Source organism: Vibrio vulnificus CMCP6, assembly GCF_000039765.1.
Taxonomy (GTDB): domain Bacteria; phylum Pseudomonadota; class Gammaproteobacteria; order Enterobacterales; family Vibrionaceae; genus Vibrio; species Vibrio vulnificus_B.
On record NC_004460.2, the window covers coordinates 1,408,497 to 1,425,990 of the forward strand.

Annotated in this window: 13 protein-coding genes; 12 read left to right on the forward strand and 1 reads right to left on the reverse strand. The window is 50.9% G+C overall.

Features of this window, described 5'->3' with window-relative positions:
* Positions 1-11: 11 nt before the first annotated feature.
* The 6 genes from VV1_RS21130 to VV1_RS21155 all read left to right on the forward strand — a co-directional run bounded on the left by VV1_RS21130 (position 12) and on the right by VV1_RS21155 (position 6,886).
* Positions 12-1,256, forward strand: coding sequence for an extracellular solute-binding protein (locus VV1_RS21130; RefSeq protein WP_011082171.1), 1,245 nt, complete (start codon positions 12-14; stop codon positions 1,254-1,256).
* 89 nt (positions 1,257-1,345) lie between these two features.
* Positions 1,346-2,335, forward strand: a complete 990-nt coding sequence (locus VV1_RS21135) for a carbohydrate ABC transporter permease (RefSeq protein WP_043921272.1) — start codon at positions 1,346-1,348, stop codon at positions 2,333-2,335.
* A 1-nt stretch (position 2,336) separates the two neighbouring features.
* Complete coding sequence (locus VV1_RS21140) at positions 2,337-3,218, forward strand: carbohydrate ABC transporter permease (RefSeq protein ID WP_011082173.1); 882 nt, start codon at positions 2,337-2,339, stop codon at positions 3,216-3,218.
* A gap of 32 nt (positions 3,219-3,250) precedes the next feature.
* A complete protein-coding gene (locus VV1_RS21145; RefSeq protein ID WP_011082174.1) occupies positions 3,251-4,600 on the forward strand; it encodes a GH1 family beta-glucosidase in 1,350 nt (449 codons plus the stop codon).
* Positions 4,600-5,697: an ABC transporter ATP-binding protein gene (locus VV1_RS21150; protein ID WP_011082175.1), complete on the forward strand. Its 1,098-nt coding sequence runs from the start codon at positions 4,600-4,602 to the stop codon at positions 5,695-5,697. The genes VV1_RS21145 and VV1_RS21150 overlap by 1 nt, the downstream gene beginning before the upstream one ends.
* Before the next feature lie 166 nt (positions 5,698-5,863).
* Positions 5,864-6,886, forward strand: a complete 1,023-nt coding sequence (locus tag VV1_RS21155; RefSeq protein WP_011082176.1) for a LacI family DNA-binding transcriptional regulator — start codon at positions 5,864-5,866, stop codon at positions 6,884-6,886.
* A gap of 17 nt (positions 6,887-6,903) precedes the next feature.
* Here VV1_RS21155 and VV1_RS21160 read toward each other — a convergent pair whose 3' ends face one another.
* Positions 6,904-7,737 carry a type 2 periplasmic-binding domain-containing protein gene (locus VV1_RS21160; protein WP_011082177.1) on the reverse strand — a complete coding sequence of 278 codons (834 nt, stop codon included), beginning with the start codon at positions 7,735-7,737 and terminating at the stop codon, positions 6,904-6,906.
* A gap of 424 nt (positions 7,738-8,161) precedes the next feature.
* On the opposite strand from VV1_RS21160, the gene VV1_RS21165 reads away from it, so the two are divergent.
* The 6 genes from VV1_RS21165 to VV1_RS21190 all read left to right on the forward strand — a co-directional run bounded on the left by VV1_RS21165 (position 8,162) and on the right by VV1_RS21190 (position 17,302).
* Positions 8,162-9,799, forward strand: a complete 1,638-nt coding sequence (locus VV1_RS21165) for an ABC transporter substrate-binding protein (protein WP_011082178.1) — start codon at positions 8,162-8,164, stop codon at positions 9,797-9,799.
* 67 nt (positions 9,800-9,866) lie between these two features.
* Entirely contained in the window at positions 9,867-10,841 is a 975-nt protein-coding gene (locus tag VV1_RS21170; protein WP_011082179.1) for an ABC transporter permease, read from the forward strand.
* An 8-nt stretch (positions 10,842-10,849) separates the two neighbouring features.
* Positions 10,850-11,842 carry an ABC transporter permease gene (locus tag VV1_RS21175; protein WP_011082180.1) on the forward strand — a complete coding sequence of 331 codons (993 nt, stop codon included), beginning with the start codon at positions 10,850-10,852 and terminating at the stop codon, positions 11,840-11,842.
* The gene (locus tag VV1_RS21180) at positions 11,839-12,792 is read left to right on the forward strand and encodes an ABC transporter ATP-binding protein (RefSeq protein WP_011082181.1); all 954 of its coding nucleotides are present in this window, start codon (positions 11,839-11,841) and stop codon (positions 12,790-12,792) included. The genes VV1_RS21175 and VV1_RS21180 overlap by 4 nt, the downstream gene beginning before the upstream one ends.
* Positions 12,793-12,803: 11 nt before the next feature.
* On the forward strand, positions 12,804-13,790 hold the full coding sequence (locus VV1_RS21185; protein ID WP_011082182.1) for an ABC transporter ATP-binding protein: 987 nt from the start codon (positions 12,804-12,806) through the stop codon (positions 13,788-13,790).
* 62 nt (positions 13,791-13,852) lie between these two features.
* Complete coding sequence (locus VV1_RS21190; protein WP_011082183.1) at positions 13,853-17,302, forward strand: hypothetical protein; 3,450 nt, start codon at positions 13,853-13,855, stop codon at positions 17,300-17,302.
* Positions 17,303-17,494 lie beyond the last annotated feature (192 nt).

Below are 17,494 nucleotides of genomic sequence, written 5' to 3' on the forward strand. Positions count from 1 at the left end.
AGGACAATACCATGAAACTGACATCATTGACGCTTGCTTGCAGTGTGGCTCTGGGACTCGCCGCCACGGTGAATGCCGCAGAACAGAAAATCCGCTTCGATGGCTTTCCCGATTTTGACAGCAGCTTAAAAGTGCTGTTGCCGGAATTTGAACAAGAAACGGGCATCAAAGTGGATTATTTGATGAACAACCACGGCGATCACCACACCAAGTTGACCACTAACCTCGCCACAGGCTCAGGCGCAGGGGATGTGATTGTCGTTGACGTTGAGAAGATTGGTCCGTTTGTCGCCTCGGGTGGTTTGGTTAACCTTTCTCAGCAATATGGCGCCGATAAATATCAAGAACGTTTTGCACCGTACGCTTGGGCACAAGGCAAAGGGGCGGATGGCAATATGTACGGTATTCCCGTCGACCTTGGCCCTGGGGTGATGTACTACCGCAGCGACATTTTTGCCAAAGCGGGCATTGATGTGAAAGAGGCGATCAAAGATTGGGATTCGTACATCGCGGCGGGTGAAAAACTCAAGCAGCAAAACGTGCAGTTGATTGCCTCTGCGGCGGACGTGGCGCAAGCGATCATCTTCACCACCGTACCGGAAGGAGAAGGGCTCTACTTCGATAAAGAGGGCAACCCAGTTGTCACCTCGGAACGCTTTGTTCACGCCTTTGAAGTGGCGAAAACCATTCGCGACAAAGGGTTAGATGGCCGCATTTTGGCGTGGTCAAACGAATGGTATGAAGGCTTCCGCAACGGCACCTTTGCCACCCAACTTTCTGGCGCGTGGCTATTGGGCCACCTCAATAACTGGATTGCGCCAGAAACCGCCGGAAAATGGGGCGTCTCTCACCTGCCTGATGGCATTTACGGCAGTTGGGGCGGTTCGTTCCTCTCGATTCCGACTCAATCAAAACATCAGGATGAAGCGTGGAAGCTGATCGAGTACATGACGACGCGTCGTGATATTCAGTTGCAGCATTTCGCCACCATTGCGGCGTTCCCGGCCAACACCACCACTTATGATGACCCTATGTTCCAAGAAGAGATTGCCTTCTTAGGCGGCCAGCAAGCGCGCGTGTTGTTTGCCGATGTGGCAAAAAACATCAAACCGGTTGCGCCAGCTAAGGGCGATCACGTCGCACGGTCTATCATTTTAGAAAACGCCTTGATGGAAGTGTTGGATGAAGGCAAAGACATCAAAACCGCGCTCAAAGAAGCGGAACGTCTGATTAAGCGCCGCACGCGCAATATGTAATCTTGCCGATGGCTTCAATGACGAAGCCATCAAGGCATCCAGTAAAGCAGGGAAGGGGCATGCTCCTTCCCGAGCAAGAGGTCGTGACTATGAATCATGCAGCGAGCAAGGTTATGGAAACATCACAGCGTAAGAGTTTTTTTTCTCATCTCAATTTGAAAGCGCTTACACCGTATGGATTTTTGCTGCCGTTTTTGATTATTTTTTCTGTGTTCGGGGTCTTCCCGTTACTGTTTTCTATTTTTCTCTCCTTTCACGAGTGGAACCCCGTGGAAGGGTTGGGGGCGATGAACTATGTGGGGCTTGAGAATTACCACATCGCCTTAACCGATCCTTGGTTGTGGCGTTCACTCAAAAATACCTTGTGGCTGGCCATTACCTCCGGCGTGGCGCAACACCTTGTGGCGTTACCTGTGGCTTACATCTTGGTGTCGATGAGTGATCGCCTGCGTCATTGGCTGACATCGGCTTATTTTTTGCCGTTCATCACCTCAACCGTTGCCGCGTCGCTGATCTTCTTCAACATGTATTCACCCAATTCGGGGATCATCAACCAAAGCTTGATGGCATTGGCAGACAGTTCACTGCTGGGTTGGGCCTTCTCTTGGGTGAATGACTATCAGCCGATTCGCTGGCTTGATGACGCCAGTATGGTCAAACCGTCCATCGCCATTATGGTGTTTTGGAAATACACCGGTTTCAATATCGTGCTCTACACCACCGGCCTCATGACCATTCCGAAAGAGATTTTGGAAGCGGCGCGCATGGATGGTGCCAATGCGTGGCGTCGTTTCTGGAGCATTTCTTTGCCAATGATTCGCCCGTTTATTTTCTTCGCTGTCACCATGACCATCATCGGCAACTTGCAGCTGTTTGAAGAGCCGTTTGTGCTGACGCGCGGCACCGGTGGCACGGGGCAGTCTGGCTTAACCATCTCGATGTATTTGTACAAAGTGGGTTGGGAGTGGCTTGAAATGGGCACGGCGTCTGCGATTTCGTGGCTACTGTTTATTTTGATTGCGGGCTGTACCGCAGTGCAATTTTTCTTCTTTGGTAAGAAAGGGTTAGGGGAGCAATAAGATGTCGACCAAACACAACGCATTATTGCCGTGGAAACCGAGTGAGCAAGCCTTGGCTCTGCTGACAAAAAGCCTGATGGTATTGCTGGCGGTGGTGCTGATTGTCTCCGCCATCATGACGGTGTTTCCGTTCTTGTGGTCGGCGCTGCTGTCCACGCGAGATCGCACCGAAATCTTTGGTACAGGAATCAGCTTTGCCATTGGCGATAGCTTGGCGGTGAACTACGCCAAACTGTTGGAAATCATGCCGTTTTGGCAGGCGATGTTTAACTCCATTTACATTGCCTTCCTTGGCACCACCATCTCACTGCTGTTTTGCAGCATGGGTGGCTACGCTTTTGCCGTTTACCAATTTAAAGGTAAGAATTTTCTCTTTGGCATGCTGGTGGGTTCAATGATGATCCCGCCCGTATTGAGCCTCATTCCCTACTTTATGATCGTCAAATTCCTCGGTTTGCTCGATAACCACATGGCGGTGTGGCTGCCCTTTACCACCACGCCATTCGGGATTTTCTTGATGCGTCAGCACGTGGTGGCCTCGATTCCCAAAGAGCTACTCGAAGCGGCGAAACTCGATGGCGCAGGGGAATTTCGCACCTACTGGAGCGTGGTGCTACCACTGATGAAACCCGCATTGGCGACCTTAGCGATTGTGCAGTTTGTCTTTTTCTGGAACAGCTTCATGAACCCGTTGGTGGTGCTGACCACGCCAGAGAACTACGTGATTACCCAAGCGCTGCGAAGCGTACAAGGCATTCCTAATACGCCTTGGGGGGCGGTGATGCTGGGCACCACCATCTCCATTTTACCGTTAGTGATTACTTACTTATTTGCCTCGAAACAGATGATCAGCGGCCTCACCTCCGGCGCAGTCAAAGGCTAAGTGAAACAAAAAAATAATATAGGTTTAGAACCATGAATAAATACCAATTACCCCAAGATTCTCAATTGCGTCAGGCGGATTTTCTGTTTGGTGTCGCCACCTCGTCTTATCAAATCGAGGGCGGCGCACAACTGGGTGGCCGCACCCCTTCGATTTGGGATACCTTCTGCAACCAACCCGGCGCAGTCGACAACATGGACAATGGTGATGTGGCGTGTGACCACTTCCATTTGTGGCAACAAGACATCGCACTGATCCAAGGTTTAGGCGTGGATGCCTATCGCCTTTCCATGGCGTGGCCACGCATCTTGCCGAAAGATGGCCAAGTTAACCAACAAGGGCTTGAGTTTTACGAGCGCATTATTGATGAGTGCCACGCGCGCGGCCTAAAAGTGTTTGTCACGCTCTATCACTGGGATTTGCCGCAATACTTGGAAGACAAAGGGGGTTGGCTCAACCGTGAAACCGCCTACAAATTTGCCGAATACGCAAAGGTAGTAAGTGGTTACTTCGGCAATAAAATCGATTCATACGCGACCTTGAACGAACCGTTCTGCTCGGCTTATTTGGGCTACCGTTGGGGCATTCATGCTCCGGGTAAGAAGGGCGAGCGTGAAGGCTTTTTGTCGGCGCACCATCTGATGTTGGCACACGGTTTAGCGATGCCAATCATGCGCAAAAACGCGCCGCAATCGATGCACGGTTGTGTGTTCAATGCCACGCCTGCTTACCCGTATCGTGAGCAGGATGTCGCTGCGGCCGAATACAGTGATGCCGAGGGTTTCCACTGGTTTATCGACCCAGTGCTCAAAGGGGAATACCCGCAAAGCGTGTTAGAGCGCCAAGCGCACAACATGCCAATGATCTTAGACGGCGACCTCGACATCATCCGTGGCGATCTCGATTTTATCGGCATCAACTTCTACACCCGTTGCGTGGTGCGTTTTGATGCCAATGGCGACTTGGAAAGCATGCCTCAGCCAGACGCAGAGCACACGTACATCGGCTGGGAGATTTACCCGCAAGCGCTGACCGATTTGTTGCTGCGCTTAAAACAGCGCTATCCGAACTTACCGCCAGTCTACATTACCGAAAACGGTGCGGCAGGAGAGGATGCGTGTATCAATGGCGAAGTGAATGATGAACAGCGCGTGCGCTATTTCCAAAGCCACTTATTGGCCTTGGATGAAGCCATTCGCGCCGGAGTCAATGTGCAAGGGTATTTTGCTTGGAGTTTGATGGACAACTTCGAGTGGGCCTACGGTTATAAGCAGCGCTTTGGCATTGTGCATGTGGATTACGCCACGCAAAAACGGACCTTAAAACAGAGCGCGATCGCGTATCGCAATACGTTGCTGGCGCGTGCAGAGGAGAAGCAATAATGGCACGAGTGGAATTTCGCGATATCAAAAAATCGTACGACGATGTGGAAGTGGTCAAACACTTTGATTTCACCGTCGAAGATGGTGAGTTTGTGGTGTTTTTAGGCCCCTCGGGCTGTGGAAAATCCACCACATTGCGCATGCTCGCGGGCTTAGAAAGCATCACCTCGGGGGAGATTTACGTTGGCGACAAACTGATGAACAAGATCGACGCCAAAGATCGCGATTTGGCGATGGTATTCCAAAGTTACGCGCTCTACCCGCACATGACGGTGTACGAAAACATCGCCTTTGCCCTCAAACTGAAAGGGATGGCAAAAGCGCAAATCGACGTAGAAGTACGCAAAGCGGCCAAAATGTTGGAACTGGAAGCGCTGCTGGATCGCAAACCCAAAGAGCTTTCCGGTGGTCAGCGTCAGCGTGTGGCAATGGGCCGCGCTATGGTCCGTACCCCCAAAGTGTTCCTCTTCGATGAGCCGTTATCAAACTTGGATGCCAAATTGCGCGGCACCATGCGTGAAGAGATCAAACAACTGCATCGAGAGCTGAAAACCACCACCATCTATGTGACGCACGACCAAATCGAAGCGATGACGCTGGCCGACCGCATTGTGATCCTTAAAGATGGCTATGTGGCGCAAGTGGGCACGCCAACGGAGGTGTTTAAACGCCCGGCCAACAAGTTTGTGGCTCAGTTTATTGGCAACCCGTCGATGAACATGCTTGAAGCCAAGTTGGTCGGTGAAGAGGGCAACTGGCACATCGCATTGGGTGAGGTGACCATTCCGTTGCCAGAGCGCTTTCACGCCCATGCTTCGAAGAATCTTGCTTTGCATTTTGGCATTCGTCCGACAGACATTCATTTGCGAGCCGAGCAAGTGGCGCACGAGCGCGTGTTGCCGATAGAGGTGGCGATCAAAGACAAAGAGCTGTTGGGCGCGAGCATCTTGCTCAAAACCGAAGTGGCAGGGCAGCCCTTGATGGTGGAAACCCAAGCGGCGGAAGTGGACGTGCGCCAACTGACCTTGTACCTCGACTTGGACGCCATTCATCTGTTTGATGCCTTGAGTGAGAAGTCGCTGGCGAGCTTTGGGTGATCACATCGCGTAAAGCAACGCATCAACCGTGTTGGCTCTTTAAGGGCTAACACGGTTGATTGAGCTTGTTGAATGGGGAAACTATAGTAAAGTTGTGTGGCTAACTTCCGTGAACAGTGGATATTTAGCCGATAAAGTGACCAGTTTTGAGCTTGCTGGATAAAAAATGAAAACCCAAAAAAAGAAAAAAAGTACCCCTTCCATCTACGACGTTGCCAAGCTGGCTGATGTGTCACCGAGCACGGTTTCCCGCTTTCTCAATCGCACCACTTATGTCTCGGATGACAAGAGTGATCGCATCGAAAAAGCGATCAAATCTCTCAATTACAAACCCAACTATCTGATGAGTCGAGACAAAAATACCCGCTCGATGACCATTGGTGTGTTGGTCCAGCACCCAGAAAGTCCCTACACCAGTCGTATTCTCAACGACATGGAAAAAGTGCTGAATGCCCAAGGTTACTCCTTAGTCATTGCCACCGGGCATTGGCAGCGCAGTTTAGAAACCCACGCTTTGGAGTATCTGGCCAAAAGCCATGTGGATGGGGTCATCATTGTGACCGGCAGCTTGAGCGAAGAGCAGATTTTGGCGTACGCCGAGCGCATTCCCGTGATTGCCGTGGGCTATCAAGTTTCGGGGCCCAATGTGCGCAGTGTGAACGTCGATAATGTGCTGGCGGGTTATATGGCGACGCTCCATTTGCTTCAGCAAGGGCACGTCAACATCGCCCATATTAAAGGATTGCTCAACCAACCTGATGCCGTTGCCCGCTTTGTCGGCTATAAAAAAGCGTTGAAAGAAGCGGGAATCAAAGTGCAAGCCAAACTGATCAAACAAGGGGATTTTAGTAGTGAAACGGGCTATGAAAAAACCGTCGAACTGATCCAGTCTCGTCACTACTTTTCGGCCATTTTTGCTGCCAATGATCAAACCGCTTACGGGGCAATTAAAGCCTTGCATGACCATGGTTTGCGCGTGCCTCAAGATGTGTCCGTGATTGGCTTTGATGATCTGCCCGTCTCACAGTATTTCACACCTGCGCTCACGACCATGCGCCAACCGATAGAAGAGATTGGTGAAATCAGTGCGCGCAGCATATTAAACTTGCTCAATGGCGACCGTTCACCACAACGCTTACCGCCGATCGAACTGGTGGTGCGTGAATCCACTCAATCTAAATTTCGTTAGCCATTCAACGCAGCAGGCTAACGTGATAAGTAGCGAGGTTGAAAGCCCTGCCAAACTTGACTGAGAGCAGGGTTCATCAGCTCTATCACTTGGCGCTGTTGCGGATTCATTTGGTTTACGCTGCGCGCGTAATGTTTCTCATACAACAGTTGTAACGTCCCTGCCTGCTCCAGTTTATTGAGCGCAGCCGTCATCTCTTTATGGAGCGCTGGATGCTGCGGCGCCACGTAGAACACCACGGGGAGTGGGTAGTACAGCATGAGGCTAGGTTCAATGGCGAGTTTTTCACTGGCATGAGGGTACTCCTCTAATAAGCTTTGCGCTTCATTGATGCCCAGTGGTATGAAATCGCACAACCCTTCTTGCAGCAGCAAAAACATCTGTTCCAGTGAGCCTTTTTCCAACACCTGATAGCCGTTTTGGCGCAGTAAGTCGGCATCTGCCCAAGTCGCGGGAATGCCCGCCACCATCGCTTTAAGCTGAGTTTCCGTCACATCCGCAAAGTGGGCAGTGTCGCTGGCTCGAACCACCAAAACCCGACAACCTAAAATACCACCACACAGCGCGTGACTCACTTCGAGAAACTGCCCAGGGGCAAATTTTTGATTGCCAGCCACGGTGGTCAGCAGATCAATTCCGGTTTCAAACACACGTCCTTCATCTTCCGCATTGGGGTAGGCGGTGGTGTCTTCGAGCATCGGCCAATAAGCGGACAATGCAGGCCGTAAAGCCTGTAAAACGTCCCGTTCGTGCTGTTGACGTGTCCAAGATTTATTGCCATTCCAAAATCGACTCATGTTGCTACGGCGCTCCGTTGGGTTGTCTGTCTCGTTTGAGTTTTCCGCTATCATTCCATGCGCAATATCAAAAAGAAAGCGGTTTCTTTTTATGTGAAGTGAATGTTTGATTTGCGACAAAATCAGCGTTTGTGTGGGTTGATGGTCGTTAGGAGGAGAAAACGCTCCTCAGTTCACAAAATTCAATACGGCAATGAAAATATAACCAATTGATATATATGAAATTTTGTTATGTTACTAAATTGGATTTATATCTATCTTATTGATATTTAAGCATTAAATAGATGTGTGATCTATGGTTTGTTTTATCGACTTTGAGTTGAATATCACGCTTGAAAGAGGAAAAATCCTCACAAAGAAAGCGCTTTCTTTTTCGTTTTGACACCCTAGTGGTTGTTTTATGGCTGTCACCGCGGAAAATTTTTTATAACAACAAGAAAGCGCTTTCATGGGGTGTAACTAAAACAAGGACAATGTGATGCAAAAGAAAACTCTGCTCGCAACTCTCGCTGCCGGTCTTATGCTTTCTGCAACTGCTACAACAGCGGCTGAGATCAAACAGGGTGGTACGCTAACCGTGCCAATCATCAACACGGGGTTTGTTGATAACTTCAACCCGTATACCACCAAAGATCTGCTGCACGGCGTGATGTTTGAACCTCTAATGGTGTTCAACAACATGACCGGTGAAACGGATTTCCGTTTGGCAAAATCGGTCGCTTACTCGGACGATCTAAAAACCATTACTCTGACACTGCGTGATGGCTTGAAATGGTCTGATGGTTCACCGCTCACGGCAGACGACGTCGTCTACAGCTTTATGCTCACCAAAGACGCGCCAGCGTTTGACCAAAAAGGCATTTGGTCAGGCAAGAATCTCCAGACGATTACCGCTAAAGACGCCACAACGGTGGTCTTTAACCTGAATGAAGCGGATTCTACTTTTGTTTGGAACCTAGAGCGTTACCACATTGTTCCTAAGCACATCTGGTCAAAAGTGGAAGACTTAACCACCTTTACCAACCCAAATCCAGTGGGTAGCGGCCCGATGACCGTGGTGAAATACGTTAAACCGCAACAAATGGAATTGTGCCGCAACCCGAACTACTACCTTGAAGGTCGACCATACCTTGATTGCGTGAACTTCCGTTCTTACAACGACAACTCGCAAATTCAACCTGCGTTGATCAAAGGTGAAATCGACTGGGGTTCAAACTTCATTGCTGACGTGGAATCCACGTTTGTCGCGCAAGACAAAGCCAACAACCACTTCTGGTACCCAGCGAACGATGCGATTCACCTTTACGTCAACACTAAGAAAGCCCCATTTGATGATCTGCGTGTTCGCCAAGCGCTTTCTATCGCGCTTGACCGCGAAGCGATCGTTGATATTGCTGCGTATGGCTACCCAACGCCAAACTACAATGTTGGCGGCATTGGCGAACTGTACAAAACACACATCGATCCACAAATCTCGAAAAAATACGGCTATCTCACGCAATATGACGCTGAAAAAGCGAAACAATTGCTAGAAGAAGCGGGCATTGTTGACCGTAACGGCGACGGTTTCCGCGACAACAAAGATGGCTCAACTGTGCAGTTCGATATCGAAGTCGTTAACGGCTGGACCGACTGGATTCAAGTGGTGCAGATGGTGACGGAATACTTCGAAGAAGTCGGCATCAAAGCGAACGTGAAAACCGTTGACTGGGCAGTGTATGACGCCAACTTGAAAGAGAGCAAATACACCATGTCGATCAACTGGTCGATGGTCGCCACCAACCCAATTTTGGCTTACCAAGAGTACTTCGCGACATCGCGTATCGGCAAAACATGGCACGCGGGCCACGGTGTGAACTCGCCAGAAATCGACAAGTTGATTGAAAGCTTCGGCAAAATCGGCGATGCGAAGAAGCAAGAAGCGATCATTTCACAACTGCAGGAATACACGGCGGAAAACCTACCGTTCATTCCTCTGTTCTCTAACCCAACTTGGTTCCAATACAGCACCAAGAAGATTGTTGGCTGGCCAAATGCAGAAAACCCATATGTACAGCCAGTGTGGTATGACGGCGGTAAGCGCGTGATCATCCTCAACAACCTACACCTGAAATAAGGGATTTGTGTTTTCAATTGTTAGGAGTCACCGCCACGGTGGTGGCTCCTAGGTTAAAAGGTGTGTTATGTCGTTTTTAGTTCGCCGTTTTGGCTTTTATTTTACTGCCTTCCTGATTGCGATTTCATTCAACTTTATGTTGCCGCGCTTGATGCCGGGGGATCCGGTGGATGCCCTCTTTGCCGCAGCACAAGGTCGAATGGACCCCGCTCAGATGGACGCAGTTCGTGAGATGTATGGTTTTGTCGATGGCAACCTGTTTGAACAGTATCTGGCTTACATGAAAAGCGTGTTTACGCTTGAGTTGGGCCCTTCGGTACTGATGTTCCCTGTGAGCGTGTCGGATGTGATTGCCATGGCGCTGCCATGGACCATGTTCCTTGCGCTGGGCTCTTTGATTGTGGCGCTGATCATTGGTGTCAGTATTGGTACTTACGCCTCGTATCATCGTCAGGGCCTGTTTGGCCAAGTGGTGCCACCAGTGCTGGCTTTCATCAGTAACTTCCCTTATGTCGTCACCGCGCTGCTGTTGTTCTACTTCTTCGGTTTGAAGATGGAATTGCTGCCGCTGGCGTACACCTACGACCCAGCGTTAGAGCCGGGCTTTAACCTGGAATTTATTGCCAGCGTTGCGAAACACGCGGTGCTTCCAGTGGGTTCGATGGTGGTGGTTGGCATCGCGACGTGGGTATTTAACATGCGCAACGCGATGATCAACGTGTTGGGTGAAGATTACGTCACCATGGCGGAAGCGAAAGGACTCAGCAGTTTCCGCGTGATGTACCGCTATGCTGGCCGCAACGCGATTTTGCCAGTGGCGACAGCCATTGCGATGGCGATCGGTTTCTCCTTCGCCGGCTCGATCATGACGGAAGTGGTGTTCAACTACCAAGGGCTTGGCAACATTCTCTTGAAAGGGATTGTGGCGCGTGACTACCCGCTGATCCAAGCCATCTTGTTGATTCTTGTGACGGCAGTACTCACGGCGAACTTTATTGCCGATCTGCTCTACGTCTGGCTTGACCCCCGCATTTCAAATTAAGGTGTACCATGGACAAGATAATCAATACTAATAAAGCGTCCGAACCAAGTGAAATGATTGCTCGTGAGCCTCGTTTCTCGTGGAAAAAGACGAAAAAAACACTGGGTAAAATTTACGCATTTTTCTATGGCAACCCGCCCGCCATTATCGGTGGCTTGTTGCTGACTATCATTCTCTGCGGTGCGCTGTTTGCGCCAGTATTGGCGACGCACAACCCAGAAAAGCGCGTTGCTCGCCCACATGTGGCACCAAACGCAGAATACGTGCTTGGCACCACACGCAGTGGCCGCGATGTTTACAGCCAAGTGCTGCATGGTGCGCGCAAATCACTCACGGTAGCGATCGCCGCGGGTGTGATTGCCATGAGCCTAGCGGTGATCATTGGTGTTTCATCCGGCTACTTCGGCGGCAAAATCGATGAGCGCCTTAACTTTCTGACCAACGTTTTTCTGGTGTTCCCACAACTGCCCTTGCTGATTGTGCTCGCCGCCTTTCTTGGTCAAGTGGGCTCCTTAGTCATTACGGTTCTGCTCGGCATCACCTCCTGGCCGTGGGGGGCGCGCGTAATACGTTCGCAAACCATGGCGATTCGAAACAAAGAATTCATCATCTCAGCGGAAGTGATGGGTGAGTCAAAAATTCGCATCATCTTGGTCGAAATTCTGCCAAACCTCGTTTCCATCGTATTCGGTGGCTTCTTAGGCACCGTGATTTACGCCATGGGCGCGGAAGCGGGCCTAGGCATTCTTGGCTTAGGTGACGCAACCGAAGTGAGCTGGGGCTCGATGCTTTACTGGGCGCAAACTTCCTCGTCGCTCTACACAGGGGCATGGTGGGAGATGCTGGTTCCGGCGTCGGCACTGGCGATTACTGGCGGCGCGTTGGCGCTGATCAACATGTCGATTGACCAAGTGAGCAACCCGAAACTGCGCACTGGCCCACACATCAAACTGTGGCATCAATTGAAAAAGCAAGCCGATAAACGCCGAGGTCTACTATGAGTCAGTTACTTGAAATCAATAACTTGTGCGTAGATTACGTCTCACCAAATGGCGTGGCGCGCGCAGTGAACAACGTCAGCTTAACCATCGCTCCTGGTGAAACGCTCGGACTGGCTGGCGAATCGGGCTGTGGTAAAAGTACCTTAGCTTTCGCCATCTCGCGTCTGCATAAAGCGCCTGCGCTGATCTCGGAGGGGGAAATCCTCTACAAAGGGCAAGACGTGCTGAAGATGAACGATCGCCAATTGCGCGATTTTCGCTGGAACGATGTGTCGGTGGTGTTCCAGAGCGCGATGAACTCGCTCAACCCAGTGATCACCATTGGTGAGCAGCTTACGGATGTGATTTTGGCACACCGTAAAATCCCTTACAAACAAGCTCATGAGCGTGCGGTGGAACTGCTGAAAGTGGTGGGGATTCACGGCGATCGCATGAGCAGCTTTCCGCACCAACTTAGTGGCGGTATGAGACAGCGTGTGGTGATTGCGGTTGCTTTGGCGCTTGAGCCGAAACTGATCATCATGGATGAGCCAACCACGGCGCTGGATGTGGTGGTTGAGCGTGAAATCCTCAACGAGCTGTACGAGCTCAAGAGCAAGTTTGGCTTCTCGATTTTGTTCATCAGCCACGACTTGAGTTTGATGGGTGAAATTGCCGATCGCATTGGCGTGATGTACGCGGGCAACCTGATTGAGCTGGGCGAGGCGAAGCAAGTGTTTGGCAATCCACAGCACCCTTATACCAAAGGGCTTATCTCATCGTTCCCGACTATTCACGGGCCGAAAGAGCGCCTTTACGGTATTCCGGGCAACCCAGTGAACCTGCTCAACATCCCGACAGGGTGTAATTTCCAAGAGCGCTGCGGTGTCTGCGCGTCGGTTTGTAAGCAGCAAGACCCTCGTTTAATGCATGCCGATAACGGCAGCCTAGTCTCGTGTCATTTGGTGTAGGGAGCGGAAACATGCAACAAGTAAACACACCTGAAGTGATTCTTTCGATCAAGAATCTGGTGAAAGATTTCCCGCTGGGCCAATCGGTCAAAAGCAATTTGATGCGCGCGGTAAACGATGTGTCGTTTGAGCTGCGCAAAGGTGAAGCGCTGGCGATTGTGGGCGAATCCGGCTCGGGTAAAAGCACGGGGGCGCGTATTCTCACCCGTATCTACGAGAAAACCGCGGGGGAAGTGACGTTTAAAGGCCAGCCGCTGGCCGATTACATCAAAGAAAATGGCGAGCTGGAATACGCGCGCCAGGTGCAGATGATTTTCCAAGACCCCTTTGGTTCACTCAATCCGGTGCACACCATTTATCACCACATTGCGCGCCCGTTGCAGATCCACCAACGTGCCGATAAAGCGGCGATTCCTAAGTTAGTGTATGAACTGTTGGAACTGGTGGGTTTGTCACCGGCCAAAGAGACGGCGGAAAAATACCCGCACGAACTCAGTGGCGGCCAGCGCCAGCGCGTGGCGATTGCGCGTGCGATTGCTGTTGACCCTGAAGTGATTTTGGCCGATGAGCCCATCTCAATGCTGGATGTGTCCGTTCGCTTAGGCATTTTGAACTTGATGGCGGATCTCAAAGACAAGCACGGCATCTCATTTATGTACATCACTCACGATATCGCAACCGCACGTTACTTCGCTGAGAAGACCGCGGTGATGTACGTTGGCCACATGGTGGAGTGGGGCGACAGCGATAGCGTGACGCAAAATCCGCAGCACCCATATTCGCAACTGCTGCTCTCGGCAGTGCCAGAAGTGGGCAAGGCGGGCAAACGCGAGCTGCAGGCGAAAAAAGGTGAAATTCCACTGTGGAAGCCAAGCAGTGTCGGTTGCCCATTTGCGGCTCGCTGCCTTAAAGCCACCGAGTTGTGTACGCGTTCTCTGCCAGAACCGACGCAGATTGCGGAAAACCATTTTGCTCGTTGCCATCACCTTGTTGGGTGATGGCCAGTTAACTTTTTAAAAAAGCGAAAAAGAAAGCGCTTTCTTTTTGTTGGAATGAAATTATGAAGCTAGAACATCAAAAAAATCAGAACGTTGAAGGTTCGTTTGTCGATTTGCTCGGTGAGCGTTACTACAAAATTGCCCACGTTGACAAAATGGCCCCATTTTTCATTAGCGTGGTCTCCTCCAGCGACCATTGGCTGTTTATCTCATCAACAGGCAGTTTGTCGGCTGGCCGAATTCGTCCTGAAAATGCTCTTTTTCCCTACAAGTCTGTGGATCATATTCATGAAAGCGCGGAAAACACGGGCTCGAAAACCATTGTCCGTGTACAGCAAGATGGCCGTTGGGTACTGTGGGAACCGTTCAACCGTTTCCACGATGGCTTGTACCAAGTCGAGCGCAATCTCTACAAAAACAGCATTGGTGACAAAATCGTTTTTGAAGAGCTTAACCACACGCTAAAGCTGAAATTCCAATACGCTTGGGCCAGCAGCGATGAGTTTGGCTTTGTTCGCCGCGCGCAAATCAGCGATCTCTCTGGTCAAGATCGTGAGCTGGATATTCTCGACGGTCTACAAAACCTGTTGCCATCGGGTGCACCATTGGCAGCGTTACAAACGCGCAGTGCCTTAGTGGATGCCTACAAGTGGAATGAACAAGTGGAAGGCACGTCACTGGCGCTTTACACCATGTACGCTAAGTTGAGTGACCGCGCAGAGCCTGCCGAATCACTGTTGGCGACCACGGTGTTTAGCATTGATAACGACTACGGCCAAATTCTTCTCAGCAGCGAACAGCTCGGCGCGTTCCGCTGTGGTGAGCCGATTGTCAATGAGCCACTGACGCGTGGCGTGCGCGGCAGTTACTTGATCAACAAAACCATCAAGCTGCCAGCTGGGCAGAGCAAGCATTGGCTGATCGTCGCCGATATCGATAAAAACCATTGTGATGTGCGTGCTTTAGAGCAGCAACTTGCGACGCCAGCGAATGTGGAACAGCAGATCGAGGCGAGCATCGCGCAAAATCAGCAAGAGTTGGTTGCTCTGATGTCCGGCGGTGACGCATGGCAAGTGACCGCAGAAGAGACCACGTTTGTGCACCACTACGCCAACGTACTGTTCAACAGCATGCGTGGCGGCGTGATTGAAAACAACTACCAGCTCGACAAGCAAGACGTGCTGAAAACCATGCGCAAAACCAATCAACAGGTGGTGGCGCGCCAGCAAACCTTCTTTGCCGACCTGCCTGAGAGCTTTACTCATGCAGAGTTGGTTCGTCTGGCAAAGCTCACTGGTGATGCGCAGTTGGTGCGTTTGAGCTACGAATACTTGCCACTAACGTTTGGCCGTCGTCATGGTGACCCAAGCCGTCCTTGGAACCACTACGAAATCAAACTCAAAGATGACAAAGGTGAGCGTTTACTCTCTTACCAAGGCAACTGGCGCGACATTTTCCAAAACTGGGAAGCGTTGGCGCTGAGCTATCCGGGGTTCATCTCTTCATTCATGGCGAAGTTTGTTAACGCCTCAACCATGGATGGCTACAACCCGTATCGCATCACCAAAGAGGGTATCGATTGGGAACTGCTGGAAGCGGATGATCCGTGGAGCAACATCGGTTACTGGGGCGATCACCAGATCATCTATTTGCTCAAATTCCTCGAGTTGGCGAAGAAATATCAACGTGAAGAGCTCAGCGAGCTACTCACCAGCGATCTGTTTAGCTACGCCAATGTGCCTTACGAGTTGTGTGGCGTGGACAAGTTGTTCGCCAATCCAAAAGACACGGTGTCGTTTAACCACGAACTGCAAAAGCGTATCGAAGAAAAAGTGGCGAAGCTGGGCAGTGATGGCCGTTTGATCCTCGAAGGGGAAGACAGCGTTTACATGGTGAACTTGTGCGAAAAAGTGCTGGTGCCTTTGCTATCGAAACTGAGCAATTTGGTGTTGGATGGGGGGATTTGGCTTAACACTCAGCGTCCGGAATGGAACGATGCCAACAATGCGATTGTCGGCAATGGTCTTTCGATGGTGACTTTGTACTACATGCGTCGTTATGTGGCTTTCTTGCAGGGATTAATGAGTGAACTGCCGTCCTCTGTCTCGATGTCGAAAGAAGTGTTTGATTGGATGCTCTCCATCACCCGCATTTTGCAAGACGCGACCAAAGAGATCCGCCAAGGCACGGTGAATCGTCAAACACGCAAAGCGATGTTGACGCTGCTCGAAAAATCCGCCGATGAGTTCAGACAACGTGTCTACCGCATGAATGGTTTCTCAGGCAAAACCAAAGTGGAGAAAAGTGCACTTGAGAAACTGTTGGAAGCGAGCCTTGTGGTGCTTGATTCCAGCATCGAAAACAACTTGCGTGAAGACGGCTTGTATAACGCCTACAACATCCTGACTTACTCGGGTGAAAGCTTAAATATCGAAAATCTCTACCCAATGCTGGAAGGGCAAGTGGCGGTATTGAGTGCGGGTGTGCTCACACCAAAACAAGCCGTTGAGTTGTTGGATAAGCTGTTTAGCAGCGATATGTACCGTGACGATCAGCAAAGCTTCATGCTCTACCCGGATCGCGAATTGCCGGCGTTTGTCGCGCGTAACCGCATTGCGCCTGCGCAAGTGGAAACTCATCGCGTCATCAGTGACATGCTGGCCAAGGGCGATCAACGCATTGTGCAGCGCGACATCCAGGGCGATTGCCATTTCCACGCCGCGTTTGAAAACGTCGATGGCCTGCGTAACGCGGTTGCCCAAGTGAAAATGGACTACCCTGAGTTCAGCAAAGAGCAGTGGGACGAACTCGATGTCCTTTATGAGCAGGTGTTTAACCACCGCGCCTTCACCGGCCGCTCTGGTACCATGTTTGGCTACGAAGGCTTGGGCTGTATCTACTGGCACATGGTTTCTAAACTGCTGTTGGCGGTGCAAGAGAACTACCAACACGCTTGGGAGCAAGATGCAAACAGCGAAGAAACCAAGCAGTTGGCGCAATACTACTACCGCGTTCGTCAGGGCATTGGCTTTAACAAAACGCCACAAAATTACGGCGCGTTCCCAACCGACCCATACTCGCATACGCCAAAGCACGCTGGTGCGCAGCAGCCTGGCATGACGGGCCAAGTGAAAGAAGAAGTGCTAACGCGTTTTGCCGAACTGGGTATTGAGGTTAACGCGCAGCGCATTGGTCTTCAGCCAACGCTATTGAGAAAGCAAGAGTTCCTCACACAAGCTACCACCTTTAGCTGTTTGAGCGTCTCGGGTGAGAAGCGCAGCTACGTGGTGGAAGCCAGTCAGTTAGCCTTCACTTACTGCCAAGTGCCGTTCATTTACCAGCTCAGCGAGCAGGATAAAGGACACATTGAAGTGATGATGAGTGACGACAGCGTGCAGTTGTTTGAGCAACTTGAGCTTGATGAGCGTATTAGCCAAGCAATTTTCGCTCGCACTGGCGAGGTGGAAAAAGTGGTGGTGAGCTTGCCAGAATCGATGCTGTATCGCGGTTAATCACTAAGCGCTAATGGCTAATCGTTAAGCTTTAAGCGCTTACTTAGCCACTCAAACAGAAACCTGGCCTCGCGATAGAGGCCAGGTGAGAGACATAAAGAACCCCACCTTTTGGTGGGGTTCTTTTTCTGTGTGTCAGTCACGAAAGTCAGCGCAGGAACCAGTGAGCAAAGCCAAGGCACAGGGAAGCTC

Coding starts and splice junctions, on each gene's coding strand:
- VV1_RS21130 (WP_011082171.1), top strand. CDS start 12: ATGAAACTGACATCATTGACGCTTGCTTGCAGTGTGGCTCTGGGACTC.
- VV1_RS21135 (WP_043921272.1), top strand. CDS start 1,346: ATGAATCATGCAGCGAGCAAGGTTATGGAAACATCACAGCGTAAGAGT.
- VV1_RS21140 (WP_011082173.1), top strand. CDS start 2,337: ATGTCGACCAAACACAACGCATTATTGCCGTGGAAACCGAGTGAGCAA.
- VV1_RS21145 (WP_011082174.1), top strand. CDS start 3,251: ATGAATAAATACCAATTACCCCAAGATTCTCAATTGCGTCAGGCGGAT.
- VV1_RS21150 (WP_011082175.1), top strand. CDS start 4,600: ATGGCACGAGTGGAATTTCGCGATATCAAAAAATCGTACGACGATGTG.
- VV1_RS21155 (WP_011082176.1), top strand. CDS start 5,864: ATGAAAACCCAAAAAAAGAAAAAAAGTACCCCTTCCATCTACGACGTT.
- VV1_RS21160 (WP_011082177.1), bottom strand. CDS start 7,737: ATGATAGCGGAAAACTCAAACGAGACAGACAACCCAACGGAGCGCCGT.
- VV1_RS21165 (WP_011082178.1), top strand. CDS start 8,162: ATGCAAAAGAAAACTCTGCTCGCAACTCTCGCTGCCGGTCTTATGCTT.
- VV1_RS21170 (WP_011082179.1), top strand. CDS start 9,867: ATGTCGTTTTTAGTTCGCCGTTTTGGCTTTTATTTTACTGCCTTCCTG.
- VV1_RS21175 (WP_011082180.1), top strand. CDS start 10,850: ATGGACAAGATAATCAATACTAATAAAGCGTCCGAACCAAGTGAAATG.
- VV1_RS21180 (WP_011082181.1), top strand. CDS start 11,839: ATGAGTCAGTTACTTGAAATCAATAACTTGTGCGTAGATTACGTCTCA.
- VV1_RS21185 (WP_011082182.1), top strand. CDS start 12,804: ATGCAACAAGTAAACACACCTGAAGTGATTCTTTCGATCAAGAATCTG.
- VV1_RS21190 (WP_011082183.1), top strand. CDS start 13,853: ATGAAGCTAGAACATCAAAAAAATCAGAACGTTGAAGGTTCGTTTGTC.